The 25142-nt window shown below is 55.5% G+C and carries 16 protein-coding genes and 5 pseudogenes; 8 read left to right on the forward strand and 13 right to left on the reverse strand.

The features are described 5' to 3' along the window. Window positions 1–37 precede the first annotated feature (37 nt). From CBE74_RS24245 to CBE74_RS24265, 5 genes are all read left to right on the forward strand, one after another. A complete protein-coding gene (locus CBE74_RS24245; RefSeq protein WP_087454762.1) occupies window positions 38–1660 on the forward strand; it encodes an ABC transporter substrate-binding protein in 1623 nt (540 codons plus the stop codon). 409 nt (window positions 1661–2069) lie between these two features. After that, a complete protein-coding gene (locus tag CBE74_RS24250; protein ID WP_087454763.1) occupies window positions 2070–3035 on the forward strand; it encodes an ABC transporter permease in 966 nt (321 codons plus the stop codon). Beyond that, window positions 3035–5068, forward strand: a complete 2034-nt coding sequence (locus CBE74_RS24255) for a dipeptide/oligopeptide/nickel ABC transporter permease/ATP-binding protein (protein WP_087454764.1) — start codon at window positions 3035–3037, stop codon at window positions 5066–5068. The genes CBE74_RS24250 and CBE74_RS24255 overlap by 1 nt, the downstream gene beginning before the upstream one ends. After that, entirely contained in the window at window positions 5065–5898 is an 834-nt protein-coding gene (locus CBE74_RS24260) for an ABC transporter ATP-binding protein (protein ID WP_087454765.1), read from the forward strand. The genes CBE74_RS24255 and CBE74_RS24260 overlap by 4 nt, the downstream gene beginning before the upstream one ends. 27 nt (window positions 5899–5925) lie before the next feature. Continuing rightward, window positions 5926–6849 (forward strand): dihydrodipicolinate synthase family protein, encoded by a 924-nt coding sequence (locus CBE74_RS24265; RefSeq protein WP_087454766.1) that lies wholly within the window; start codon window positions 5926–5928, stop codon window positions 6847–6849. A 114-nt stretch (window positions 6850–6963) separates the two neighbouring features. Here CBE74_RS24265 and CBE74_RS24270 read toward each other — a convergent pair whose 3' ends face one another. The 4 genes and pseudogenes from CBE74_RS24270 to gabT form a co-directional block, all read right to left on the reverse strand. Then, window positions 6964–7305 (reverse strand): hypothetical protein, encoded by a 342-nt coding sequence (locus CBE74_RS24270; protein ID WP_225870220.1) that lies wholly within the window; start codon window positions 7303–7305, stop codon window positions 6964–6966. A 183-nt stretch (window positions 7306–7488) separates the two neighbouring features. Next, window positions 7489–8738: pseudogene (locus CBE74_RS24275) on the reverse strand (aromatic amino acid transport family protein). A 19-nt stretch (window positions 8739–8757) separates the two neighbouring features. Then, entirely contained in the window at window positions 8758–10212 is a 1455-nt protein-coding gene (locus CBE74_RS24280) for an NAD-dependent succinate-semialdehyde dehydrogenase (protein ID WP_087454768.1), read from the reverse strand. A 10-nt stretch (window positions 10213–10222) separates the two neighbouring features. Then, entirely contained in the window at window positions 10223–11557 is a 1335-nt protein-coding gene (gene gabT / locus CBE74_RS24285; protein ID WP_087454769.1) for a 4-aminobutyrate--2-oxoglutarate transaminase, read from the reverse strand. 284 nt (window positions 11558–11841) lie between these two features. Here gabT and CBE74_RS24290 point away from each other — a divergent pair, with 284 nt between their 5' ends. After that, the gene (locus tag CBE74_RS24290; RefSeq protein WP_225871193.1) at window positions 11842–13251 is read left to right on the forward strand and encodes a PucR family transcriptional regulator; all 1410 of its coding nucleotides are present in this window, start codon (window positions 11842–11844) and stop codon (window positions 13249–13251) included. Between the two features lie 14 nt (window positions 13252–13265). On the opposite strand, the pseudogene CBE74_RS24295 reads toward CBE74_RS24290, so the two are convergent. The 4 genes and pseudogenes from CBE74_RS24295 to CBE74_RS24310 form a co-directional block, all read right to left on the reverse strand. Continuing rightward, a pseudogene (locus CBE74_RS24295) lies at window positions 13266–14617 on the reverse strand (NAD-dependent succinate-semialdehyde dehydrogenase). Window positions 14618–14629: 12 nt separating this feature from the next. Beyond that, a complete protein-coding gene (locus CBE74_RS24300; protein WP_087454770.1) occupies window positions 14630–16156 on the reverse strand; it encodes an APC family permease in 1527 nt (508 codons plus the stop codon). Continuing rightward, window positions 16149–17057, reverse strand: a complete 909-nt coding sequence (locus CBE74_RS24305) for a universal stress protein (RefSeq protein ID WP_087454771.1) — start codon at window positions 17055–17057, stop codon at window positions 16149–16151. Before CBE74_RS24305 ends, CBE74_RS24300 begins: the two co-directional genes overlap by 8 nt. A 2-nt stretch (window positions 17058–17059) precedes the next feature. Continuing rightward, the gene (locus CBE74_RS24310) at window positions 17060–18544 is read right to left on the reverse strand and encodes a flavin monoamine oxidase family protein (RefSeq protein ID WP_087454772.1); all 1485 of its coding nucleotides are present in this window, start codon (window positions 18542–18544) and stop codon (window positions 17060–17062) included. Window positions 18545–18693: 149 nt separating this feature from the next. Between CBE74_RS24310 and CBE74_RS24315 the strand changes: the two genes are divergently transcribed. Then, window positions 18694–19368 carry a TetR/AcrR family transcriptional regulator gene (locus CBE74_RS24315; RefSeq protein WP_225870219.1) on the forward strand — a complete coding sequence of 225 codons (675 nt, stop codon included), beginning with the start codon at window positions 18694–18696 and terminating at the stop codon, window positions 19366–19368. A gap of 19 nt (window positions 19369–19387) precedes the next feature. Here CBE74_RS24315 and CBE74_RS24320 read toward each other — a convergent pair. Continuing rightward, window positions 19388–20096, reverse strand: a pseudogene (locus CBE74_RS24320) (aldose epimerase family protein). Between the two features lie 113 nt (window positions 20097–20209). Between CBE74_RS24320 and CBE74_RS24325 the strand changes: the two are divergent. After that, window positions 20210–20848 carry a hypothetical protein gene (locus tag CBE74_RS24325; RefSeq protein WP_087454774.1) on the forward strand — a complete coding sequence of 213 codons (639 nt, stop codon included), beginning with the start codon at window positions 20210–20212 and terminating at the stop codon, window positions 20846–20848. A 119-nt stretch (window positions 20849–20967) separates the two neighbouring features. Here CBE74_RS24325 and CBE74_RS24330 read toward each other — a convergent pair whose 3' ends face one another. The 4 genes and pseudogenes from CBE74_RS24330 to CBE74_RS24695 all read right to left on the reverse strand — a co-directional run bounded on the left by CBE74_RS24330 (window position 20968) and on the right by CBE74_RS24695 (window position 25101). Beyond that, the gene (locus tag CBE74_RS24330) at window positions 20968–22461 is read right to left on the reverse strand and encodes a DUF1846 domain-containing protein (protein ID WP_087454775.1); all 1494 of its coding nucleotides are present in this window, start codon (window positions 22459–22461) and stop codon (window positions 20968–20970) included. 183 nt (window positions 22462–22644) lie between these two features. Next, window positions 22645–22824 carry a YegP family protein gene (locus tag CBE74_RS24335; protein WP_013912656.1) on the reverse strand — a complete coding sequence of 60 codons (180 nt, stop codon included), beginning with the start codon at window positions 22822–22824 and terminating at the stop codon, window positions 22645–22647. 160 nt (window positions 22825–22984) lie between these two features. Further along, window positions 22985–24090, reverse strand: a pseudogene (locus CBE74_RS24690) (DUF4272 domain-containing protein). Window positions 24091–24190: 100 nt separating this feature from the next. Further along, window positions 24191–25101: pseudogene (locus CBE74_RS24695) on the reverse strand (DUF4862 family protein). Window positions 25102–25142 lie beyond the last annotated feature (41 nt).

Consider the following 25142-nt stretch of genomic DNA (forward strand, 5'->3'; position numbering starts at 1 on the left):
GACATCTTGTACGCACACTTGGGGAAAGGAATAACCCATGAGCAATGCTTCAGAAAAAAAGTACACTCGCCGCGATTTCTTTAAGATCACTTCCGCTTTCGGCGCAGCGGCTGGTTTCGCAGCCACCCTCTCTGCTTGCGCCCCTAAGGGGAATGACACCTCGAGCCCCTCGGCAGGCGCGAGTGCCGGTTCATTGAACAAAGATGGCACCATCACGGCAGCTATCTCTTATGAACTCGGAACCAACGGCTTCGACCCCATGTCCACCACTGCAGCACTGACCGTTGCAGCAAACTGGCACACCATGGAGGGCCTCACGGAGCTCAACCCAACCAACGGCGAGCCCTACGCCGCATTGGCAAAGGAACTGCCTAAGGGCGAGGGCAAGTCGATCGACGTTATGCTTCGCGACGGCGCAAAGTTCCACGATGGCACCCCTGTCACCGCCGACGACGTTGTGTTCTCCTTCGAGCGCGTCCTCGACAAGGCAAATAAGAGCCTGTACGCATCCTTCATCCCCTTCATCGAGAAGGTTGCAAAGAAGGACGACAAGACCGTCACCTTCACCCTCACCGAAGAGACCGGCGTCTTTGCTAGCCGCCTCGCAGTAGTCAAGATCGTCCCCAAGGCCCTAGTCCAGGCAAACCTGGACAAGTTCGCTGCTAACCCCATCGGCTCCGGCGCCTACAAGATGACCGACAATGGTGGCACCTCCAAGACCATCAAGTTCGAGCGTTTCGAGGACTACAACGGTCCAAAGCCAGCGCTTGCCAAGAACATGGTCTGGCAGATCATCCCGGATGCATCGACCCGTACCAATGCCATCCAGTCCAAGACGGTTCAAGCTATCGACTCCATCCCTTACCTCTCCATTGAGCAGCTGAAGTCCAGCTCTTCCGTGGAATCAGTTCAGGGCTTTGGCTTGCTGTTTGCCATGTTCAACAACGATAAGTCGAACCCCTTCAGCGATGTAAAGAACCGCCAGGCATTCCTCTACGGTGTGAACATCAAGCAGATCATCGAGACTGCTCTCTTGGGCCAGGCAAGCCCTGTCACCTCGTTCCTGTACAAGGAGCACCCGCAGTACCACGAGGCAAAGGTTCAGTACGCTCACGACGCAGAGAAGGCCAAGAAGCTCTTCGCTGAGACCGGGCTCAAAGAACTGCGCATGCTGTGCACCGACCACGACTGGGTAAAGAAGTGCACCCCGCTGATCCAGGAGTCGCTCTCTGCAATCGGCATCAAGGTTGATTTGACCGAGAAGAAGTCTTCCGACGTGTACAACACCATCGACGGCAAGCCAGAAGCATACGACGTGGTCATTGCCCCCGGCGACCCCAGCGTCTTCGGCCTCGACCCCGACCTGCTTATGCGCTGGTGGTACTCCGGAGACACCTGGACCGAGTCCCGTATGCACTGGAAGGGCACCCCTGAGTACACCAAGCTGCAGGAGATCCTCGACGCAGGCCTCAAGTCCACAAATGCTACTGAGCAGAAAAATAAGTGGAACGAAGCCCTCGACCTCATCTCCGAGAACGTCCCGCTCTACCCGCTGTTCCACCGCAAGGTGCCAACCGCATGGGATGCTTCCTCGCTCGTCGACTTCAAGCCGATCTCTCTGACTGGTCTGAACTTCGTCGGCGTTGGTTCCACCAAGTAAAAACACCTTCTCCACATCCCAGCCAGCTATGCCGCTCCATAGGTCTTCCGATGGGAAGCACGCTGGCTGGGAGGAGAACTCCCACGTTGCCCTAGGGGGGTCACGGCAGCTGTGTTTCCTACGCGCTGTTCAACACCCCGATTGGGCGCACAATAACTACACAGAGCGTTTCACCCCGTCGAGCGCAAGCTCACGGAAACACATACAGGGTCTCGAAATCGAACATCGCACGTTGAGGCCTTATGTAACCCCATCCTTAGGCCACTATCGGCCGCAAAGAACCACGGCGCTACATATAAGACTCTCTCCGAGCACCTACGTTTTCCGCGCCAACTTGTAAAGATGAGGCTCCCTCCTCTCCGGTTGAGCCTTTGCACACGTACATCGCACGAAAGTCAGGACATTTACTATGTCTAACCTGCTACGACTGATCGGTCGGCGCCTAATCGCGCTACCCATCATGATCCTTGGCGTGACCTTCTTGGTGTTCTTCATCATGTCCTTCAGCCCTGCCGATCCCGCGCGCCTGGCGCTAGGAGAGACGGCTTCTCTGGAGGCACTCGAAGAATACCGTGAGTCCCACGGCCTCAACGACCCCCTGTTGGTGCGGTACTACCACTTCCTCGTGGACATGCTCCACGGCGATCTTGGTACCACAACTGGTAGCGCCTCCGTCACAGACGTCGTCGCTAAGGCATTCCCGATTACGCTGCAGCTCACCTTCTTAGGGTTGATCCTCGCTGCCGTGTTCTCCCTCGTCTTTGGCGTCATCGCAGCCCTCTACCGAGACAAGTGGCCCGATCAGGTAATCCGCGTTGTCTCCATCGCCGCACTGGCCACCCCTTCTTTCTGGTTGGCTATCTTGCTCATCCAGTGGCTAGGCACGATCCCCGGCGCATGGGGACTGTTCCCTGCGTTGATTACCTCATGGGTGAAGTTCACCGAGGACCCTGGCGTTTACCTCAATAACCTCTTCCTCCCGGCTGTGGCCTTGGCCGTTCCCGTTGCTGGCTCACTCACCCGCGTGGTGCGTACCGCCATGGTGGAGGAGCTCGACAAGGATTACGTGCGTACTGCCATCGGCTCCGGTATCCCCAAGGCTGAAGTCATCTCCCGCAACGTTCTCCGGAATGCGCTCATTACCCCAATCACGGTTCTGGGCCTCCGCGTTGGTTACCTCATGGGTGGCGCGGTGATCATCGAGATCATCTTCAACATCCAGGCTATGGGTCAGCTGATCCTCGACGGCGTTACCCGCAACGATGTTTACCTCGTTCAGGGTGTTACCCTCACCGTCGCTATCACGTTCATCATCATCAACATCATCGTTGACATGCTTTATGTGCTCGTCAACCCACGCATCAGGAGCATCTAATGCGACGCAACCTGACTGAAAAACTCGAAAATCGCGCAGGGCAGCGGTTCGCCGGAATTCGTTCTTTGCCTGTTACCTCCAAGGTAGCGCTGACGTTCCTTACGTTGGTCGCGCTCATGGCCATCTTTGCGCCACTCATCACTGCATATGACCCGCTAGCGTCTTCTACGCCAGTTCAGCCGCCAAGCGGTGAACACTGGTTTGGCACCGACGCCATTGGACGCGATATCTTTGCTCGTGTGGCCTATGGCGCCCGCGCATCGCTGATCATCGGCCTGTGCGCCACTGGTGCAGCGCTCGTCGTGGCTGCGGTCATTGGCTCTATCGCAGCGACTGCCGGCAAGGTCGTCTCTGAAGTTCTGATGCGCATCTTGGACATCATCATGTCCTTCCCCAGTATCGCTCTTGCAGCTGTGTTCGTTGCCGTCTTTGGCACGTCCATTCCGGTCTTGGTCTTTGCTATTGGCTTCCTCTATGTTCCGCAGCTTTCCCGCATCGTGCGAGCTAATGTGCTCAGCGAGTTCGGTGAGGATTACGTCTCTGCGGCCAAGGTGATGGGCGCTCAGATCCCTCATATCCTGATCAAGCATGTTGCTCGCAACACGATCTCCCCCATTGCAGTTTTTGCTACGGTGCTGGTTGCAGACGCCATCGTGTTCGAGGCCTCCCTGTCCTTTATTAACGCTGGTGTGAAGCCACCTTCACCATCATGGGGCAACATCCTCGCTGATGGTAAGCAGCTTCTCCTTACCGGTTCCTGGTGGCCTACCTTCTTCCCCGGCCTCATGATCCTTGTGACTGTGCTCGCGCTGAACATCCTCTCCGAGGGGCTTACCGACGCCATGGCGTCGCCACGCATCAAGCTCACCGCAAAGGTCTCCGACAACGACCCCAGCATCGATACCCGCAATACCCTCGGCCAGTCCACAGAGAAGGAAGCGGCTCGCTCGCTGAACACCTCTCTCGCAGCTCTCCGAGAAGCGGAAATGAGTGAAGACCGCCGGCTTGTTTATACCCGCGGCGAGGCACCACTGATTCAGGTCAAGGATCTCTCCATTGCTTTCCCTGCTGCGCACGGCGACGTGAGCATTGTGGATAAAGTGAACTTCACCGTGTCACCGGGCCAGACGATGGGCCTCGTGGGCGAGTCGGGCTGTGGCAAGTCCCTGGTGTCTATGGCCATCATGGGTCTACTTCCGCCCACCGCCAAGATCACTGGTGAAATCCTCTTTGACGGCAAGAATCTTCTCGATCTTAAGCCAGAAGAGCACAATGCCCTCCGCGGACATGACATGGCCATGATCTATCAAGATGCCCTGAGCTCTTTGAACCCCTCGATGTTGATTCGCACGCAACTGCAGCAGCTGATCCGCCGTGGTGGAAAGCGCACTGCAGAAGAGCTGATGGAGCTTGTCGGTCTTGACCCAGTGCGTACCCTCAAGTCTTATCCGCATGAGCTTTCCGGTGGTCAGCGCCAACGTGTGCTCATCGCTATGGCTCTTACACGCAACCCGCGCCTGCTTATCGCCGACGAGCCGACAACAGCTCTCGACGTAACCGTGCAGCACCAGGTCGTCGATTTGCTCAATGACCTGCGTGAAAAGCTCGGTTTCTCCATGGTCTTTGTCAGCCACGACCTTGCTTTGGTGGCTAAGCTAGCTCACAAGATCACGGTCATGTACGCAGGTCAGGTCGTCGAGCAGGGTAATACCCGCGAGCTTCTCTCCAAACCGCAGCATGAGTACACCCGAGGCCTCCTGGGTGCTGTGCTGTCCATCGAAGCTGGCGCGGATCGTCTCTACCAGGTACCGGGAACCGTGCCGAGCCCTCGCGAGTTTGTTATCGGTGACCGCTTTGCACCGCGTTCCAGCTACCCGACCACGGGCTTGGATCAGCGTCCGCTCCTCCGCCTTGTTGACGGTTCAGAGACCCACTGCTTTGCCGCCACAGATGCGTTGCTCGCACTGCGCCGCGAGGAAGCAGCCGCTAGCAGCAACCTCGATGTTGAAGGTTTGGAAGGTGAAATCCGATGAGTAATCCCCAGATGCAGCAGCGCAACAATCTCACGGGTCGTGACAGCGATGCTCCTATCATTGAGCTTCGCGACGTCAACGTGATCCACAAAACGCGCACTGGAAAGCTCTTCCGCCCCGAAACCCTTCACGCCAACAAGGACATCAACTTCCACGTTGACCGTGGCCAGGTTGTTGGCATCGTTGGCGAGTCCGGCTGCGGTAAATCCACGCTAGCCCGCGTCATGGTCGGTCTGCAGAAGCCCACCAGCGGCGAGGTTTACTTCCGTGGGGAGAAAATGACGGGACGCGGTCACCAGCGTAAAGAGTTGGGCCGTGCCATCTCCGTTGTTTTCCAGGATCCAGCCACTGCGCTGAATCCACGTATGACGGTCAAGGACCAGCTCCTCGATCCCATGCGCGTGCATAAGATCGACGATGAAGCCGGTCGTCTCAAGAGGGTCCGCGTTCTCCTGAGCCTCGTGGGCCTCCCACAATCCGCTCTTGATGTTCTGCCCCGTCAGATCTCTGGTGGCCAACGTCAGCGCGTGGCTATTGCCCGTGCGCTTGCGCTGGAACCGGATGTGATCATCGCTGATGAGCCTACTTCTGCGCTTGACGTCTCGGTGCGTGCACAGATTCTCAACCTGCTCACCGACCTACGCAATGAATTGGGACTCGGCCTCGTGTTCATTTCGCACGATATCAACACCGTGCGTTATGTCTCCGACCGCATGTGCGTGATGTACAAGGGCGAGATTATTGAGGAACAACCCACCGAGCTTCTCTTCTCTCAGCCTCAGCAGGAATACACAAAGACGCTGCTTGCCGCAACGCCGTCCCTCCTCTAAATACGTTTTTAAGAATCGAGTTTTACCATGTCTTCCATTGTTTCCGGTATCGTCCCCCCAGTCCTCACACCGCTGCACGCTGATCGCAGCCTTGACCTGGAATCGCTCGCTCGTCTTGTTGAGCACCTCATCGGTGCTGGTGTCGACGGTTTGTTCGCCCTGGGATCCTCCGGCGAAGTCGCATTCCTCAGCGATGAGGATCGCGGCATCGTTATCAACGAGATCGTGAAGCTGGCCAAGGGCCGCGTGCCCGTGTACGCCGGAGTCATTGACACTCAGGCAAACCGCGTAATCAAGCATGTTCGCCAGGCAGAGGCAGCTGGCGTGGACGCTGTGGTTGTCACGGCTCCCTTCTATGCCATCTGTGGCCCCAACGAGATCGAAGCACACTTCCGCGCCATCGCAGAGGCCACCGAGCTTCCCATCATTGCCTATGACATCCCCGTGTGCGTGCACTCCAAGTTGTCCTCCGAAATGTTGGTCAAGCTTGGCAAGGACGGCGTTCTCGCAGGTGTGAAGGATTCCTCTGGCGACGATGTTTCTTTCCGCCGCTTGGTGATGCTCAACAAGGCAGCTGGTTCACCGCTGACCCTGCTGACCGGCCACGAGGCAGTAGTAGATGGATCTTTCATCGCTGGTGCCGACGGCTGCGTCCCCGGCCTGGGCAACGTCGACCCCGCAGGCTACGTCCGCATGTGGAAGGCAGCTCAGTCCAGCGATTGGGAGACCGTACGCACTGAGCAGGATCGTCTCGCCGCACTCTTTGAGATCGTCTTCCAGCCGCGCGGCAAAGTCGGACCGGCTGCCGGCGTCGGCTCCTTCAAGACCGCCCTTGAACTCATGGGCGTGTTCTCTTCAAACTTGATGTCCGCACCACTCGCGCCTATCGACGACGCCGAGTCCCGCGATGACATCGCAGCAATCCTGCGCACTGCAGGTTTGCTGGGCTAATAAGCTCCGCCCTTACCAGGCGGAAACCGGAAAACAAGCTCACTGCCTTCTTGCCTGAAGATTCCACACAGATATCAGGCAGGGAGGCGGTGAGCCTTATTATACTCTCAAATTTTATCTCACGGTAGCGTTGCGCACGACGCTGAAGTACTGGTTAGAGATATCAAGAGCCACAGTCTGGCCAGGCTGGACCACTTCACCCGATGGCAGGGTCAGAGTCTGGTTACCCAGCTCAGTTTCTCCGGTCGGAGTAAAGAGTCCGCCATGAATCCAGTGCGTAATCGCATCGGCAGACTTCTGGGTGCCGTAGAACTTGTAGCCATAGCTGAAGACGTGGGAGTCGCCCACAGGTCCGACTTCGCCTAGATAGTCTGGCTTAGCAAATCCGATTTGTGATGCCGCTCGATCTTCAACGGTAGCGATGGTGGGGGTGATGTTGTCAAAATCAGAAGCCATAGCGGTGGCGGGGATTCCGAAGGCGATACCTAGAAAAATATATCAACTTGCTCTGAAGACTCTACAGGCAATTAGCAGGAAAATTTTTCCCACACATTTCACCGTATACCGACACAAAACTCAAGCTCACAACCACTTTTTACGGGTTTTACGCCCAGATATATATTTTTCACCCCACAACCGTCACCCCGCCACGAGCGACCACAAAGAATAGAAAAATGCCGCACAATAAACCACCACAATGGTTAATTGAATCAACGGATGAGCCTGCCAGGTAACCCGCCATTCCGGGTTGCGGTTACCGTGTGCCCTAGCAGCACGAAGCAACAAAACCGGGATAATAGACATAATCGCACCGGCAAAACCACCTGCATACGTCAGGGCAGCCACAAATCCCGTAAAACCGGCAAAGAAAATCACCAGCGGCGGAATCACGGTAAGGGACAGCGCTGCGATTCGCTGCCAGCCGGTTTCCTTCCAGTGGAAGATATTCAGGACGTTGCGCATTGTCGTAAAGCCAATCGCCAGAAACGACGTCAACATGGCGCAAAGAGCAAAGATATTAGCCAGATAAAAGGCCACGGTGCCCAAGGAATCACCCCAGGCAATGGTGATCACTTCCGTGACGTCGGTACCCAGCAAGCCAAGCGCGGCGAAGGGGACAATCGCCAAGGTAAAACCGGTGATTCCCATCCCGGCCACAACCGCGTGAGGTATGGCGTTCGGATTATGGTCGCGTAGCCCACGAGCGAGTTCCGGCACCACATATTGGGCGAGAAACGTAAAAACTGCCAAATTCATGATGGGAATGATGAATGCGGGATTCAGCACCACCACGTTAGAGATGGTGATACCCGGGCCGATAAAGGTCCATCCGCACAAAATGACGATGATCAGCGCCATCGCTGTGGTGATAGCACCTTCCGCGATACCTGTGGCATGCAGCCCAATCCACATCACCGCTGCACCCACGATGAAAAAGATGACTGTTCCCAGAGTCGGCGGAAGCCCAAGAAGGTTATGCAGAAGTGAACCCGACCCCGAGGCATATGCGATCAGGGCCCCGATCCCGTTCACCATAATGGCCACAAACACAAGCCATCGGCCGGCCTGGCCAAGATACTTTTCCGCGAGCCCCGAAAGCTGGAAGTCTTCTTGAGTGCGCAGCGCCACCTCCGCCACATAGAGCATAGAAAAGGTGGTCAACGTGCCCGCAATGATGAGTGCGATGACGAGGGATAAAAACCACCATCACGGGAGGCATAAGGGATACTCAAAATACCCGCGCCGATATTCGTACCAAAAATCAATGCGATGCCCTGGGCCAGGGTAATCCGGTGATTATGGTGTTCTTGATGATGCTCGCCATGGTCTGTGCGAGCTTTCCCAGCGTTGTGGGTTGGCAACGTCAGGGCTTGTTTATTGAAGGGCATACAACTCCTTGTTTTCTCGCTATTGCCACGCCACGTAGCGGATGTCTAAGTACTCAAAAATTCCTTCGACTCCGCCTTCCCGACCAAAACCGGATTCTTTTACCCCTCCGAAAGGAGCAGCGGGGTCCGAAATAGCACCGCGATTGATGCCAACCATTCCGGCATTAAGCTCGGTGGCGAGCCGTTGAGCAGTATGGACGTTCTCGCTGAATCCATAAGCTGCCAGGCCAAACTGCGTTTGATTAGCCAGAGAAATCGCCTCTGCGAGATCAGAAAAAACCGTTATCGTGGCTACCGGGCCAAAAATTTCCTCATGCATTATGCGCGAGTCCGGAGCCACCTGAGTCAGCACAGTCGCGGGGTAAAAATAACCAGGACCATCGGGAACCACGCCACCGCACTGAATGTGCGCGCCGTCTGAGACAGCGTCAGCGACCAACTCAGCAATCCGGTCCCGCTGCCGCTCAGTGATCATTGGCCCCAGCGTGGTCGACTGCTCTAGACCATGCCCAAGCACATAGCCTTCCATCAGTTCGGTTAGCCTGCGGGTGAATTCTTCTGCAATCTCCTCATGAACCAGGAAGCGGTTAGCCGCGATGCAGGCCTCCCCGCCGTTGCGCATCTTTGCCTGTAGCGCGCAGCTCACAACAAGATCAAGGTCAGCGTCTTTGTGCATCACAAAGGGCGCATTTCCCCCCAACTCCATCGATGTCCTCTGCAAGGTGTCTGCCGACTGCCGGACGAGAGTTTTCCCCACGGGAGTCGATCCCGTGAACGTGACTTTACGCAACCGTGAGTCTGCCATGAGCTCCTGCGATAAAGCAGCAGCGCGAGTGGTTGGGATAACAGAAAACACCCCGTCGGGAGCATCATGACGTTCCAATACCTCGGAGATCACCGCGCCGAGGAAAAGCAGCGTCAGGGGAGTCTCTGCAGCAGGTTTCACTATGATCGGACACCCCGCGGCAAGAGCTGGCGCGATCTTGCGAGTAGCCATTGCTAGGGGAAAATTCCACGGCGTAATCGCCAACACGGGTCCTACCGGCGTGTGGGTTGTCAGGATGTGTCCGTTGCCGCCAGGAGCGGGGGAGAAGCGGCCCTGCACGCGCACAGATTCCTCCGCAAACCACCGAAAGTACTCATTTCCATAGCTCACTTCACCTTGGGCTTCCACAAACGGCTTTCCCATCTCCAAGGTCATTGTCCGAGCAAAATCGTCACGACGCTCCTCTATCTCATGAAAAATCTCGTAGAGAACCTGTGACCGTTTTCTTGAAGGCCACGCGGACCACTCAGCAAACGCCTTATCTGCCAGATCAAGGGCGCGCATCCATTCCGTCGATCCTGCATCACTAACGTGAACTAGTTCTTTCTCCGTGGCGGGATCGACAACAGAAAAGGTCTCCGTTAGGTCCTGAACCTGAGTGCCGATACGCACCCCCGTAGGAATTACAGGCAAAAGGGCACTAGTCATGGCCCTCCTCCTATCGCCCGGACTCTTCACGAAGGGAATCGCAGAGAATTCCCAAGCCCTCACGCAGCAAGCTTTCGCTTATAACCACGGGCGGAAGCAGCCGAATCACATTTCCGTCAATTCCACATGTCAGGATCAGGATCCCCTGCTTCTTACACGCCGCAGCAACTCGCGCTGTGAGATTAGGATTAGGTTTTCCGTGGGCGTCGACAAGCTCCAGAGCTACCATTGCTCCGCGACCGCGAATCTCGGCAACCGTGTCCAGCTCCTTTGTCAAAGGATCGAGCACCTCACGCACAATGGCCTCGATGTCTAGTGCCCGCTGGCGCAAATCCCAGCGCTTCATCTCTGCAACAGCCGCGAGCGACGCCGCACAGGCGATGGGGTTGCCACCATAGGTTCCACCCAGGCCGCCCACCACCGGAGCATCCATCATCTCCGCGCGTCCGGTAACCGCCGACAAGGGCAGTCCGCCCGCGATGCCTTTTGCCGTGGTGATCAGGTCCGGGACTACGCCTTCATGATCGCAGGCAAACCACTCACCCGTACGGCAGAATCCGGCCTGAATCTCATCGGCAACAAAAACTACATTATTTTCCGTACACCACTGGGAAATAGCAGGCAAAAAGCCCTGAGCAGGGACAATGAAGCCACCCTCACCTTGAATCGGCTCGATCACCAGACAAGCAATGTTTTCCGCACCAATCTGTGTCTCGATCATGTGAATCGCATCTGCTGCGGCCTCGGCGCCACTTTTATTGTCGCGCAACGGATAAGACATCGGTGCCCGGAATACGTCTCCCGCCAGGGGACCGAACCCGGTCTTGTAGGGCTTGTTCTTTGCCGTCATTGCCATCGTGAGGTTGGTGCGCCCATGGTAGGCATTATCAAAGACGATCACAGCTTGCTTGCCGGTATATGCGCGGGCGATCTTGATGGCATTTTCTACGGCTTCCGCACCAGAGTTTAAAAGAACGGACTTTTTTGCGTGATCTCCTGGGGTGAGCTCCGCAAGCATCTCGGCAACTGCCACATAGGACTCGTAGGGGGAGACCATGAAGCTGGTGTGAGTGAAGCGTCGTACTGCATCGGATACTGCATCCGCGACGGCCTGGTTGGATCCTCCAACGGTGGTCACGGCGATGCCGGAGGCGAAATCGATCCACGAGTTACCGTCGGCGTCGACAAGCACGCCCCCGTCGGCATCCACAACATAATCGGGCAATCCCGGGTTGAGCGCGCGTGCGACGGCCTTTTGCCTGCGTGTATCCAGTTCGGCGCTGTGCGGACCGGGGGCCTCTGCTACCTTGCGAACCTGCGGGAGACGGTAAGTGAGATCTTTCATCATTCTCCAATCACGTTTGTGATCACGGACACTCTATCTGTGATGTGCACCAGTGTAAAAAGAAATACGTGACACAGTACATATACAAAGTGGATAATTTTTCAAAGACTTATCGACACAATGTCTAATCACAGCTAGAGTTTTCCTATGTCGTCGGAGCAGCGTCACACCACACCACTAGGACAAGAATCCCTGACCTCACCTGGCTTTATCAACAACGCTCTCTCAAGCTCACTGAAATTATTGCCGCTGACGTAGAGTTTTGCTCCGTCCACCCCACAGAAATGCCAGACCCCACGGAATTCCTCGCACCCGGCGCGATCGTACTCACTACAGGAATTGCCTGGGGCACCGAGGCAGATGCCGCCGACTATGTCTCACGACTAGCTTCCTGCGGTGTTGTCGCGATCGGTTTTGGCAGCGGGGTCATTTACCCGCACCCACCCCCATCGCTCATTGCGGCATGTATAGCGCACAGCATTGGGCTTTTCGACGTCCCCCGCGCAATCCCTTTCGTCTCCATCCAAGCGCGGGTACACCAGGAGATTCTGCGACGCCGAACCGTCGCCCAAGAATCACTACATACAGCACAGGAGGCGCTCAATTCCGCAGCACTGCGCGGGGGAATAACCCAGCTCTTGCATGAGCTTGCATCAAGTATTACCGCGGACGCGGCGTTAAGTGATGCAGCGGGCACCCTCATATTCTCCCCAGACAATGACCACTATGGCGTTGCACAGCGTGCACGCGCGCTTATCCGGGAGGGAAACATAAGGGAAGCCGTCTTGAACAGCGGCGATGTGGTCACAATGACCCAGCGTTTGGGCACTGGTGATGGTTTTTTACTGCTGGTTCTTGCTTCCGCCACGGGGTTTGACGCACGCGCGCGTAGTTTGATCAAACACGCCTCAGGACTCATAGAAATCCTTGCCCACAATCACGGGAATGACTCCCATGAGGCAGAAAAACTAGCACTAGGCATCCTTGCCCAACATCCCCTCCTGACAGAAACTGCACAGCACGTTTTATCCGCGCTGAGCAATCACGACAATGCCCTACAGATTGCCTATATCCATGCCGATTCTCCTTTAGCTATCACCAAGGCACTCAACCGCCTGACCAAACCAACCCCATCAGCCACTGTCCCACGCACAGTCGCTATTGCCCTGGGCAGTACCAGCGCCATCGCAGTGCACGCCGGCACATCGGAATCATTGTTTATGCAGGCCATAGGGCCGCGTCATCAGCTGCGCATTGCTTTCAGCGACCCTCTGACGCCTTCTGACCTCACCCCGGAGCTGGTGGAGCGCCTAAGCGTACAGGCGCAGAATCTGATGCTAGGCACCTCCAGCACAAGCACACACCATGATTCCTGGTTTAACAATCCCGAGTTTCTCCGACTCACAGCCGCACATAGATTGCGCACAATCGATACCTTGGACGAGCACGATTGCACGAACAATAGCGCCTACCGGGCAACACTTGAGGCGTTTTTACGACACAACGGCAACGCTGCCGCCGCAGCCCAACAGCTCGGCATCCACAGACACACCATGCGTAATCATCTCCACCACATCGAGGATCTCTGCTCTATCAACCTTAACGATCCCGTGACCAGGGCCGAGCTTCTTCTCCTACTCATGAGTCATGGCGCTCATACAAAAGGGGATCGGCTACAGCACCCGACCCCCTAAGTACTACGCGCATACTAGTCTTGCACGTAGTACAACTGTTTGTTCACAAACTCATCCATGCCCAGTGGTCCCAGCTCGCGGCCAAAACCGGAACGCTTCACTCCACCAAAGGGCAATTCAGCGCCTTCTCCCGCCGGAGTGTTCACATTTGCCATGCCCACCTCTAGTCGCCTGGCAACCTGAGCCGCACGCTCTGCGTCTTGGGAGAACACCGCTCCACCGAGGCCAAAGGGACAATCATTGGCCAGCTCCAACGCTTCGTCATCACTTTCCGCCTTGTACACCACGGCTACCGGTCCGAACAGCTCCTCGTAGTATTCGTCGCTTCTTCGGGGGACGTCAACAAGCACGGCGGGGGAGTAGTACGCACCTTTTTCTGCTAGCTTCCCTCCGGCAAGAAGTTTCGCACCTGCGGTAACGGCAGCTTTCACCTGTTTATCCAGATTTTCCGCAGCTTCCCTGGAGGACAGGGGGCAATACGTGTTATCACCAGCTGTATCGGGTGTGGCAGGCACCGACTGCTGCGCAAGAGAAACGAGCTCGTCGACGAACTCATCATATATATCGGCCATCACGATCATGCGTTTGTTGGAATTACACGCCTGCCCGGTGTTATACATTCGAGTATCCCACGCAGTGCGCGCGGCCGCCTTCACGTCTGCAGTATCCAACACAATATAAGGATCTGAGCCACCAAGTTCCAGTACCGCCTTTTTGAGGCTAGCACCCGCTTTGGCACCCACGATTGCCCCGGCGCGTTCGGAACCAGTGAGGGATACTCCCTCTTCGATGATTCGCGAAATCTGATCATGAGTGGCAAAGAGATTGGTGTACACGCCTTCGGGTACCCCAGCATCATCCATAATCTGTTGCACAGCCAGCGCAGAACGGGGACAAATCTCAGCGTGCTTCAAGACGATCGTGTTTCCCAGCATGAGGTTAGGCCCTACAAAACGCGCGATCTGATAAAAGGGAAAGTTCCATGGCATGATGCCCACGAGCGGGCCTATCGGCAAGCGACGTACCTTGCTGTGCCCTCACCAGTGGGAATGCTCTGATCCTTGGCAAAGCTTTCGCCGTTATCCACGTAGTACTGAATTATGTCCCCTGAGAACTCCGCTTCTTCGATTCCCTCTGAAAGCGGCTTACCCATCTCAGCGGCAGCAATATGAGACAGCTCTTCCTTGCGCTCATGGAACAAGTCAGCCACCCGACCAACGATCTGCGCGCGCTCCGCAAAGGTCCGCGCTCCCCAGTCTCGATAGGCAGCAGCCGCACTCTCTAGCGCTTTGTCCACGTCGAGATCCGTGGCGTTATCAAACTTCTCTACGATCTGATTGTTCACAGGGTTTTGAACTCGATACATCGTTGTGCTCCTTTATGTAGTAATCAACGTGAGGTTGTCATCGGCGCGGGAGGTGTTACGTCTTAACGTCCTTCCTAAAAAGAAATCGGGATGTGCAACGCGAGTAAAAATCATCAGAAGAATGCCCATGATCAAAATGCCCATCCCCAACACAAAAACAGTTCCCATTCCCATCAGGGACGAACCCGAACCATAGTCCGGGGACATCGAGTCAAACGCGGTGATAAAGAACATCACCAGGAGGGATCCTCCACCTAAAACGGGGAAAAGGAATTTAAAAATGATGTTGTGCGCTGAGGTGAAGAGTTCCGTGCGGAAATACCAGATGCATGCCACCGCAGTGACCCCATAGTAGAAGCAAATCATCAGCCCGAGGGTAGAGATCGTATCCCACAGTGCATTCTCGGAGATGATGCGAGTGATGGTGTAAAAAACTCCTGCAGCCACAGCGGAAGCAATTGTGGCCACGCTGGGGGTTCTAAACCGAGGGCTCACTCGACCAAAAGCTGGCGGCAGTGCACGATAATAGCCCATAGCCAAAAGCGTCCGCGCAGGCCCCACCATCGTCGATTGCAGCGATGCAAAAGAACTGAACAGAACTGCAATATAAATCAAGACTGCATAGTTTCCGAGAACGGGAAAGGACAAAGCTGCAAAAATAGAGGACTGATTCTCCGGGTTACCCGCTCCAAGTCCTTGGTCGCCCGTTCCGGCCCACGTAACCACGGCTACAGCGGTAAGCAAATAAAGGAGAATAATCGTGACTACCGTAATGGTAGCTGCCCTACCAGGCGTTTTCTCCGGGTTCTTTGTTTCCTCATTCATGGTCAGCGTTACATCCCAGCCCCAAAACATGAAGATAGACAGCGATATGCCAGCAGCGACCAGGGAAAAATTGCCAATGTCTAGTGGGTTGAACCACTGCATGGTGAACGGCGTGAAATCAAAACCGCCATGATGATAGGCCCGGAAAATTGCCACAACATCAAAAACCACCACCGCAATGATCTGCACTGCCACCAGTACATATTGCAGCTTCTGCGTAGACTCCAGACCGCGATAAGAAACATAACCGGCAATCGCGATGAACACGAGTGTCGTGGGAATATTGATCCACAGATTCCGCGTCCACTCACCGATCGCGGGGTTACCTAGTACCTGGGCTAGCAAGAGATAAAAGAAGTCCACCGCCACGGCGGCTAGGTTGGAAAGAACCAGAATGGTTGCTGTGATAAGCCCCCATCCGCCTATCCAGCCGACCCAGGGCCCAAAAGCCTTTGTTGCCCACGTAAATGAGGTGCCGGAATCAGGGACTCGGTTGTTGAGCTCTCGGTATGCAAACGCAACCAGCAGCATAGGGATAAAGCCCAACAACAGGATCGAAGGAACGTATTTGCCCACCGCTGAAATGGTGGGACCTAAACCCGACGTCAGCGTGTAAGTGGGGGCAATGCAACTGATACCAATGATCACCGCGCCGATGAGTCCCACACGGTTTTTTGCCAGGCCTTTTTCGGATTCAATAATGATCTCAGCCATCTGTCTCACCTCCCCTCATATATCCGTTGGGGATGACGACCATGGGCACAGGCACTGAGCGCAGCATCCGGGAAGCCGTCGTACCAATAAACAAACGCCCAGGAACAGCCAACCGCGAGGAGCCAACAATAACGATCTCTCCGGGATCCCACGCAAGGTCTGATACCGCGTCTTCCACGGAATTCCCGCTGGCTACTACGGTGCTCGCTTTTCCGTCGTCAAGCATGTGCTGGGCTATATCACCAAGAACGCGGTCGGCATACTGTCGGATGGCGTTGGGGACATCATTGCCTAGGCCCTGCAAGTCCGATTCCCCATGAATGACCAGAGACACTAGTCTGAGTTCCACGCCGCGCTTGCTAGCCCGATCAATGGCGTTACTTATCACGTCCACGCTTCCCGCACGAGGGCCAAACATACAGGTAAGACGAGAAATCGGCCCTGGATACGCATACCCTTTAGGTGCCAAAGCAATGGGAACCGTCGCGGAATGCAGCAAAGCGTTGACCGCAGCACCCATGTGGAACCGGCTGAGTATCCCGCCTTTACGTGCACCTACAACGATCATGTCACAGTTCAGTTCCACCGCAGCGTCGTTCAGGGCTTCTGCCTCTGAGTCTCCCAGGACGATTCGGGCTGTCGCATCGATGTCTTTGGGGATGCTGGCAAGGGCTTCTTCTAACCACGTTGCAATGTGCTCTTCCAGAATCGAGGAATAGCCTCGGTCATGTGGATATACCCCAGAAAAGGAATTACTGCGGGGAGCAATCATCACGATGTCCAGGCTTACGTCCCGTTCTTTGGCCAGAGCTATCCCAAGGTTGAGAGCGTCTTTGCCGTAGTCGGTGGCAACATAAGCGACCAATATCCGCCCTGAGGCACGTCGATGGGGAAAATCCATGGTTAACCCCTCGCGGCAATCGCACGCGCGACGTGTTCGCCCATGCGTATCGCCCCGTCCACGTGCTGATATCCCTCAGCAGCGATGTCTGAACACGAGTAGTAGATCGGGCCGGTTGGCTGGTTTTGCAAATGTCCCCACCGAGAAAGTCCACCGAGGTCATAGCTGGTGGCATAGGCGCCTCGCGTCCACTCTTCCGCAGCCATATCGGAAAGGTAAAAAGCTATCGGTTCCATAGTCTTGGGCCCCAAGTACATGGACATCGCCTCAAGGATGCGTTTTTTGCGTTCCGACGCAGAAAGGTGCCACATGTCCTCGGCGTAGACATCGGAGACAAAGCCCACGAGGGTGCCGTATGTGTCTTCCTTGTCGGGTTGCCCCGAGGCACAATTCTCACCGTAGTTGGTGTTGTCGTAGACCTCTTGAACAAGGTGTCCTCCGCCAAAACCGGTTCCCGATAGGCCTTCTTCCCGCCAGAAGGGCGTCGGGTAGACCGCGTGAACTTTGATGACCAGCCCCATGGAGATGTGCTGGTGCACGATCTGTTGGTCGCGGGGGAGTGGCGGAACATAATCAATCCTGCTGTACAGATTGGGAGGGATGGCAAGCACAGCGTATCGAGCGCTCACTATCGCTTTGTCCGAGTACGCAGTCACGTTTCCCGGAGCGCCGTTATCGGGGACCCCGTTGCGGACGTCGGCAAGCACTCCATTGAGCGGATCTTCAGTATCAGGATCGGGAGTAGCCCACTCTAAGCGACGTACGGGCGAGTCAAGAATCACGGCATCGCCAAGTTCCTGCGCCATGGCCAGCGATACTGACTGCATTCCGCCGACAACACGCTTATCCAAGATGAAGTCTTCATCTACGAGGTTGCTAAAAGAGCCTGCCGACGCCGCCATGAGCGCCGCCTGCAATGCCGAAAAGGTATGCGCCGGCTTTGTGAGCATGCCCGAGGCGACGTAGATGGATACGTTGTCTATCGCCTCGGTATCGCTAGAAAGCTGCTCCAACCAGCTGCGAAAAGAAATCGAGTCTAGTTCTTTAGCCCGCGGATGCATCCATGGTGATGCCGGGTCGATCTCCGAGGTCAACTGATCGAGTTCCCGGATAAGCCGATCCATTTCCTCGGCCGTAGTGGGGCTAACCGGGAATTCTTCCTGGTACACATGTCGTGTGCCATCGGGGGACACGTACACCGATTTTCCCTCGCGATAGCGGGGGAACGTGTCCAATCCCAGCTCTGAAACCAGCTCTATAAGTCGCGTTTGGTCTGGGGAAATCCACTGTCCGCCTAGCTCAATAAAGTGTTCTACGCCGTCAGCGTCTTTGACTTTTCCGTTCCAGGTCCGGCCACCCACGCGAGCACGAGCTTCAAGCACGCATACTTTCAGCCCTTGCGCTTTGAGGGTGCGGGCTGCCATAAGTCCTGACGGTCCAGCTCCAATAACTACTACGTCGCTTTCTATCTTTTGTGGACTCGTCATCACTACCAACTCCTTTACTCCGCACGATCTACTGGAAGATTTGTGAGAAAATCAACCAGTCGAGAAGGACTACAGCACATTAATGAATGCCATTCATTTTGTGTTGCGGGTCACTGTACAGTACATATGAGAGTTGAAACAAGGGGTATATGGCAATGAATTCTCCGCGCGGTCGCGGCCGACCCTCAAAAGGAGTGGTCACACGGGCAGCAATCGCCCAGGCCGGACTTTCCATCGCAAGTACCCGAGGGTATGAAGCCCTGACTATGGCAGCACTAGCTCGCCACCTAGGCGTAGCCCCCAGCGCCCTTTACAATCACGTGAGAAATAAAGCCGATCTCCTCATCGTGATACAAGACGAGGTGATGACCTCCGTGGACACCTCCCCCCTCGACGCAGCAATCACAGGCACCCTATCCCCAAAGAAGGCCCTGGCCGCCTGGGCGCGTTCCTATCGCGACGTCTTCTCCCAGCACCTCCCGCTAGTCCAAATCATCGCAACTTTTCCCATCATTGGGGCACCAGAAACCGTAAAGATATACAACAAAGCCGCCCACGTTTTACAACTCACAGCCCTGGAGCCGCATCTCATCCTCCCGAGACTCATCGCCCTAGAATCCTTTATCTACGGCTCAGCATTTGATGTGCACGCTCCGGAAAATATTTTTGACACCACCGGAATGACCCCAACCCCCGATTTCCTCCACGACGCAGTTGTAAAGTTTCACAATTCCGTCCGTCCCCCCGACCAGACAGCCTCGCAGAATATCTACGCAGAAGCCCCCTTCACAGTGGGGCTCAACGCCTTGCTCGCAGACCTCTAGCCCCACAACCTCACACGCTTTACTCGGGAGTCGCTTCAACCTGGACAGTCATACCAATATGAACCCAGTCCCACGGCGCCACCGACACTCCCTCAGAGCCTTCTCCCAAGAGGGCAGGCTCAACACAAACAAAGTTCCGCCATTCCCCGGCACCCATGTCAGACATCTCATTCGCCAGGGTTCCACACAATAAAGTGGTCGGTTTCTTGCCCTTTGACCGTGATGCGTCGCTGGCCATCGTCGATAAGCAAAGGCGCGGGAGCGGAAAGGCGGAATTCTTCTAACAAGCTGCCGTCCGAGGTAAAGGTCTCATGAGGTGCTGCCACGGTGGTGTTCAGCACATCAGCGACATAAAAATAGGGGTGAAATGCCAGCTGAAGGTTTCGACGAACGCTAGAAGCATTCCTACACTTCAGCATCATGGCAAAGCCGTGCGACGTCGACTGAACGGCCAGGCGCAGATCCCAATCATCGTGATTCATTCGAGCATCAATCCCGCCCGAAGTCTCCAGCACCTCCCATTCCTTTCGGCACGCCCACCCATGTTGAAGTTCATCGTGGCCCATAAGTTTGCCAAACCACGGGGCAATAACGGGCACGCCGCCGCGAATAGAACCGCCTAATGCCATATCTGGAATGCTCGACATAAAGAGTATTTCTCCACACGCAGAGGTGTTGGCGGAGATAAGGTGGCCGCGGTCTTCGGGCATAGTGAGAGTCGTCGTCATGGTTTCCCAGCCTACCGTTGTACAATGGGCAACAACAGCCCATGTTTCACGTGAAACTATGAGTTTCTACCAGCACATCCCGGAAGGTTTCCGAACGTGGCAGACTATAGGGCATGAATATTGCCGTAGTCACCGGCCGCGTACTCGATCCTCATTCCCTCCCCGGCCTCCGCTTTAATCGAGCATTCGCCCCCTCCGCCGATTATCGCGCCGCCCGAGTAGCACTCCTCACCGGGCAATACCCCCAACGGCATCCACTCACGCGCTTTGCATCGCTTATCGACGACGTCACCGATGACTTCTCCCGTTCCGGAATCCCCATCATTGAACGCGCAACTATCGACGGCACCCTCATCGCGGAAGCCCTAGCCTCCAAACGCGCCGTCTTTTTTGTTGGACACCCCGAGGGACAAGAACAGATTGCCATGTCACTCCATTGGCCAGGTGTTACCGATGCCAACCTACCCCACACCAAGGTATCCAGCACCTCATGGGAATGCTCGGAGCTCGTATCCAGTCTGGACGTTGCACCAACCCTTGCAGCCATTGCAGGATACGACGTGCGCCCCAACGCCCGACTCTCCTTTGATGGCATGAACCTAACGCCAGTTGTTCGCTATGGAGCTACCGGACATGGGGGACTTTTCTTTGACGACGGCACCATCATCACCCCCACAGAGACCCGACAAGACACATCCGACCCGGAATGGCAGATGTGGAAGTCAATCATGGAAATGGGGCCGCTTCAATAGTCATTGCACCGCATTAGATTGCGCACAATTATTGTGCACAATCTAATTTCGCACGCTTTACCCTACCCAGCAGAAAGGCCCAACCGAAGTTGGGCCCAAGGGGTGGAATTAACCAGGAATTAGCGCTTTTGGTACAGCTTATTCTTTTGGAACTTGGGGTCCGAGGTAACCAAGACGCCAAGGTTGCGGAAGATCCCCTCATCCACAGAACCCAGGATCGTAGTGGTGTGTACGTCGCAGCCTCGCAGGTTCTTCAGCTGGTCAAGAGCTTTCTGTGCGTTCTGATCCGTAGCTGCAGAAACAGAGAGGGCGATCAAGACCTCATCTGTATGCAAGCGAGGATTGGTGCTGCCCAGATGATGCGTCTTCAGCGTCTGAATCGGCTCAATAGCCTCGGGGGAGAGGAGATGGACTTCATAATCAATCCCGGCCAGTACTTTCAATGCGTTCAGCAGCATTGAGGAGGAGCATCCCAGCAAATCTGATGTTGCCCCAGTGACTATCTGGCCGCTAGGAAGTTCAATGGCACATCCCGGAAGTGAGGTGCGCTCTGCAACGGCACGAGCAGGCTGTACCACAACGCGCGCATCGGACTTGATGCCAGCTTTAGCCATGACAACTGCAGCACGGTCCGATTGTATGGAGTCGGAACCCGCACGGGCTTCATCCACGAGCGCCTTGAAATAGCGTCGAATGATTTCCTGCTCGGAGGCTTCCCGGCACGCACTATCATCAGAAATGTATTTGCCTGCCATATTGACGCCCATATCCGTAGGAGACTCATAGGGGCTCTTGCCCAGTAGTCGCTCGAGCAGCGTCTTTAGCAAGGGGAAAGCCTCTACGTCACGGTTGTAGTTGACGGTTTGCTCGCCATAGGCAGCAAGGTGGAATGGGTCAATGATATTGGCATCGTTAAGATCCACTGTGGCGGCCTCGTAGGCCAGGTTAACAGGGTGCTCCAGGGGGAGGTTCCAGATTGGGAAGGTCTCAAACTTGGCATAGCCAGCCTGAACGCCACGCTTATGCTCGTGATACACCTGCGAAAGACACGTTGCGAGTTTTCCCGATCCAGGTCCCGGCGCGGTGACAACAACCAAGTCCCGTGTCGTGTCCGCGTACTCGTTAAGCCCGAACCCTTCTTCGGAGACAATGCGATTCGTGTCCATCGGGTAGCCGGGAATAACCCGGTGCTTGGATACCTTGACCCCCAAACGCTCTAGGCGCTCGATAAAGGCAAGGGCGAGGCGGTTTCCTTCCTCCAATTGGGTGAGCACCACGTGCTCTGCTAGGAATCCACGATCCCGGAAGACGTCTACGAGCCGCAGGACATCTTCCTCGTAGGAAATACCGAGATCGGCACGAATCTTGTGGCGTTCCAGGTCCTTGGCGTTGATGCAGACAAGGATCTCTACTTCGTCTTTGATGCGGTCAAGCATCGCGATCTTGTTGTCTGGAGTGAATCCTGGAAGAACACGGGAGGCGTGCATGTCGTCGAAAAGCTTGCCGCCCATCTCCAGATATAGCTTCCCGCCGAGAGCTTCCCGTCGCTCCCTGATGTGTTGGGACTGCATCTCGATGTATTTTTCGCGGTCGAAGCCGATCCTATTAACCATGGAACCTCATCGTAGCAAGACCATAAACGCTGCCGCGATTCCGGCAGGTCATGCGAGTTATACTCGCGTTTTAATTCACATAACAAAGGCCTCGCTGTAGTTCACAACCGTACACGAGGCCTTCGGAGTTCTTTCCGCTACTGTGATCCACCGGGTATGCCCAGGTGGGACAACACATTAAGGCTAGGTCAGATCCTTCAGCTTTGCCCCTGCGGCGGCACGCTGTACAGCTTCCGTACCCTTGATGGCGCTTGCCTTAGACTCGTATGCCTCGCCACTGGCAACGATCTCACCGTTTCCAGCCTTCAAGCGAAAGCGGAATTTACCGGCCCTGTCTTCATAAACTTCGAATGTTCCAGCCATGGGGTCATCCTTTCATTGTGCGCAAGGTGCGAATGATTGAATTGTCCCACGCTAGGGCATATAAGAAACCCTTCTCAGCAAAAGACTACCTTTCATTTATCCTTTATAAAACCAGGTAGCCCCCAATATAAGAAATTAATCTCTTCCCCATATCTAAAAGTTAACTCAAGCGATTGGAACGCTCGACTAGCTCATCCCACGACGCATAGGGGAGGGTGAGCCACGTAAAGGCCAGCGCCCGCATCCGCACTGTTGCCACTTGCGATTCTCCCAAAAGCTCACCTTCTACGCTGCCACCATCCGCCAGAACCTCGCGTTGCGCCAGGGCAAGCTGGTCCAAGGTGCTGATGTATTCATGCGCCGTGCAGATCTCGTCCAGAGTCCGATAGCTCGCCACCCGATATAACCCCTCAGGAGAACGAGCCAGGAGTCGCTTAGGCACAAACAAAGCCTTGGGATTAACCAGGTTAACGGGGTGCGCATGGGCAGTTCCAATGCGATCCTGGGGAATATCTTCATCGCCAAGCAACCCCACACACCACGCCAGAGTTTCCACCACGATCGCCTGATCCAGAACCTCCGCCACTGCCATCATTCCTGAGCGCCGCTGCTCTCTATCAAGTGGAGCAATGCGAGAAAAAGCTCACAAAGCCGCTGCTCGGAATCGGTGAGCGTGACCAACGCTAAATCATAACGTTCAGCCATTGCCTGTACGTCGGGATTCTTTCCTCGCCACAACTCCCGTGCGATATCTACGAGTACGGCAAGGCACACGATGCGATCGACAACGTCGCTAGCTGCCGGTAGCAACATTTCTGTCACGTCTGGCACGGGCATGGCAGTGGAATCTACTAGGAACCCCTGTTGAGACAACGTTTTTCGGATAGATTGCGCACGATCTAATGCGCGGGTGTTAAGGATTGCCGCAGGGGCCTCCCCGGCGAGGATGTTGCGGCGGTGGACGTCGTAAAGCTCCCCCTGCTCATCCAAGAACAACACGCTTGCCCCGGCCGCCCATGATTCGGCATTGTCGGGGAAATCCTCAAAATCATAACGAGTAAGGCTCCGCCCCAACTGGCTCATATAGCGCCGCATGGCAAAAGGATCGATGGCCGGGTCGTCCGCAATGCGTTGATTGAGATTGCCCGCCGCGCTAAGAAACTCCTCACGCAATGCCCGCGACTCCGGGGTTCCTGCATAAAGCGGACGCGGTTCAGGCCCGCCAGGCAGGGGAGTGTTCTGCGCAGAATAAGCAATGAATTTCATAAGTTCCTCAGAGGCAGGGCGATAACGCACGGGGACATTGACAACACAAGGATTCTAGCCACTGTCCGCCACTTGCCGCTGCCGCGAGAAACGAACGCGGCTATAGCCCCATAGTCGCTTTTGTTCGCTCCAGGATATCCAGACGCTCAGAGACGCTGCTTGTGGGCGGAACCTGCACCTTGACCCCATAGTAGGAAGCATGGCCTCGCGCTGCTTACACGCATTCAATAACCCGCTCGGGAGTCAACCAGGAAATCGGCTCAGCCTCCACTAGTGGCAGGTGAGTATCTGCCCAACCGGGGCCATAAACGCTATCTTCACTGCCAGCACCTGAGATCATCACGCCCCCAAGCACTCCAGCAGCAACAAGCTTTTCGACGTGCTCACGTGGCCGTCCAGCATCTCGGCTTTCAATGACGCTACGCCCCCAGTTCACCGTCACCGTGAGCCCCAGCTCCTGGGCAACGCGAGCCTCTGCCTCAATATCCAAGAAACGCTTCTCTCCGGGATACTCCGGCACATACGCATCACAGTGCTCGATCACCAGATCCAGCCCTAGCCCGCGATCCTTGAGTTCTCCGCCAGCGACTGGGCAAACATGCCCTCTTGGGCAGTCACAGAAGGTGCGGAATGCACGTGAAGCTTGGATATGGTTCGTTGGCCAGTGAGGTCATTGAGCTGATGTGCTTTCTCTACGGCTAGCAGCACATGGTCGATAGCGGCTTGCCTCCCTTCAGAATCAGAAGAGCCAAGTCCAAAAGTAGGGGAGGAGCCGAGACGTTGCATGGTCCCTGGAATCAACGTGAGAACTGAATCTTCAAACCTATGGGCAAAATGTTCCGTCTGCCACTCAATGGGATCAAAGAGGTCATCACGGAAAGGAATTTCCAGAGCATCTGCGATTCCACGCTCCGCCAGTCCTGCGTAAAACCACTCTTGTTCTTGTCTCGCGGAGGGCACTGCTGCATAGGCGCCGACCAAGAAGCGACGCACGGTTTCCTCTATTGCCATACCCATATTTTAGTCCACAAACCCAAGACGTAGGACGTCTG

It is taken from the genome of Corynebacterium silvaticum, assembly GCF_002162115.2.
GTDB lineage: Bacteria > Actinomycetota > Actinomycetes > Mycobacteriales > Mycobacteriaceae > Corynebacterium > Corynebacterium silvaticum.

What these genes read in the sequence shown, in the direction of transcription:
- CBE74_RS24245 (WP_087454762.1), top strand. Translation starts at nt 38, where the DNA reads ATGAGCAATGCTTCAGAAAAAAAGTACACTCGCCGCGATTTCTTTAAG.
- CBE74_RS24250 (WP_087454763.1), top strand. Translation starts at nt 2,070, where the DNA reads ATGTCTAACCTGCTACGACTGATCGGTCGGCGCCTAATCGCGCTACCC.
- CBE74_RS24255 (WP_087454764.1), top strand. Translation starts at nt 3,035, where the DNA reads ATGCGACGCAACCTGACTGAAAAACTCGAAAATCGCGCAGGGCAGCGG.
- CBE74_RS24260 (WP_087454765.1), top strand. Translation starts at nt 5,065, where the DNA reads ATGAGTAATCCCCAGATGCAGCAGCGCAACAATCTCACGGGTCGTGAC.
- CBE74_RS24265 (WP_087454766.1), top strand. Translation starts at nt 5,926, where the DNA reads ATGTCTTCCATTGTTTCCGGTATCGTCCCCCCAGTCCTCACACCGCTG.
- CBE74_RS24270 (WP_225870220.1), bottom strand. Translation starts at nt 7,305, where the DNA reads ATGGCTTCTGATTTTGACAACATCACCCCCACCATCGCTACCGTTGAA.
- CBE74_RS24280 (WP_087454768.1), bottom strand. Translation starts at nt 10,212, where the DNA reads ATGACTAGTGCCCTTTTGCCTGTAATTCCTACGGGGGTGCGTATCGGC.
- gabT (WP_087454769.1), bottom strand. Translation starts at nt 11,557, where the DNA reads ATGAAAGATCTCACTTACCGTCTCCCGCAGGTTCGCAAGGTAGCAGAG.
- CBE74_RS24290 (WP_225871193.1), top strand. Translation starts at nt 11,842, where the DNA reads ATGCCAGACCCCACGGAATTCCTCGCACCCGGCGCGATCGTACTCACT.
- CBE74_RS24300 (WP_087454770.1), bottom strand. Translation starts at nt 16,156, where the DNA reads ATGGCTGAGATCATTATTGAATCCGAAAAAGGCCTGGCAAAAAACCGT.
- CBE74_RS24305 (WP_087454771.1), bottom strand. Translation starts at nt 17,057, where the DNA reads ATGGATTTTCCCCATCGACGTGCCTCAGGGCGGATATTGGTCGCTTAT.
- CBE74_RS24310 (WP_087454772.1), bottom strand. Translation starts at nt 18,544, where the DNA reads ATGACGAGTCCACAAAAGATAGAAAGCGACGTAGTAGTTATTGGAGCT.
- CBE74_RS24315 (WP_225870219.1), top strand. Translation starts at nt 18,694, where the DNA reads ATGGCAATGAATTCTCCGCGCGGTCGCGGCCGACCCTCAAAAGGAGTG.
- CBE74_RS24325 (WP_087454774.1), top strand. Translation starts at nt 20,210, where the DNA reads ATGAATATTGCCGTAGTCACCGGCCGCGTACTCGATCCTCATTCCCTC.
- CBE74_RS24330 (WP_087454775.1), bottom strand. Translation starts at nt 22,461, where the DNA reads ATGGTTAATAGGATCGGCTTCGACCGCGAAAAATACATCGAGATGCAG.
- CBE74_RS24335 (WP_013912656.1), bottom strand. Translation starts at nt 22,824, where the DNA reads ATGGCTGGAACATTCGAAGTTTATGAAGACAGGGCCGGTAAATTCCGC.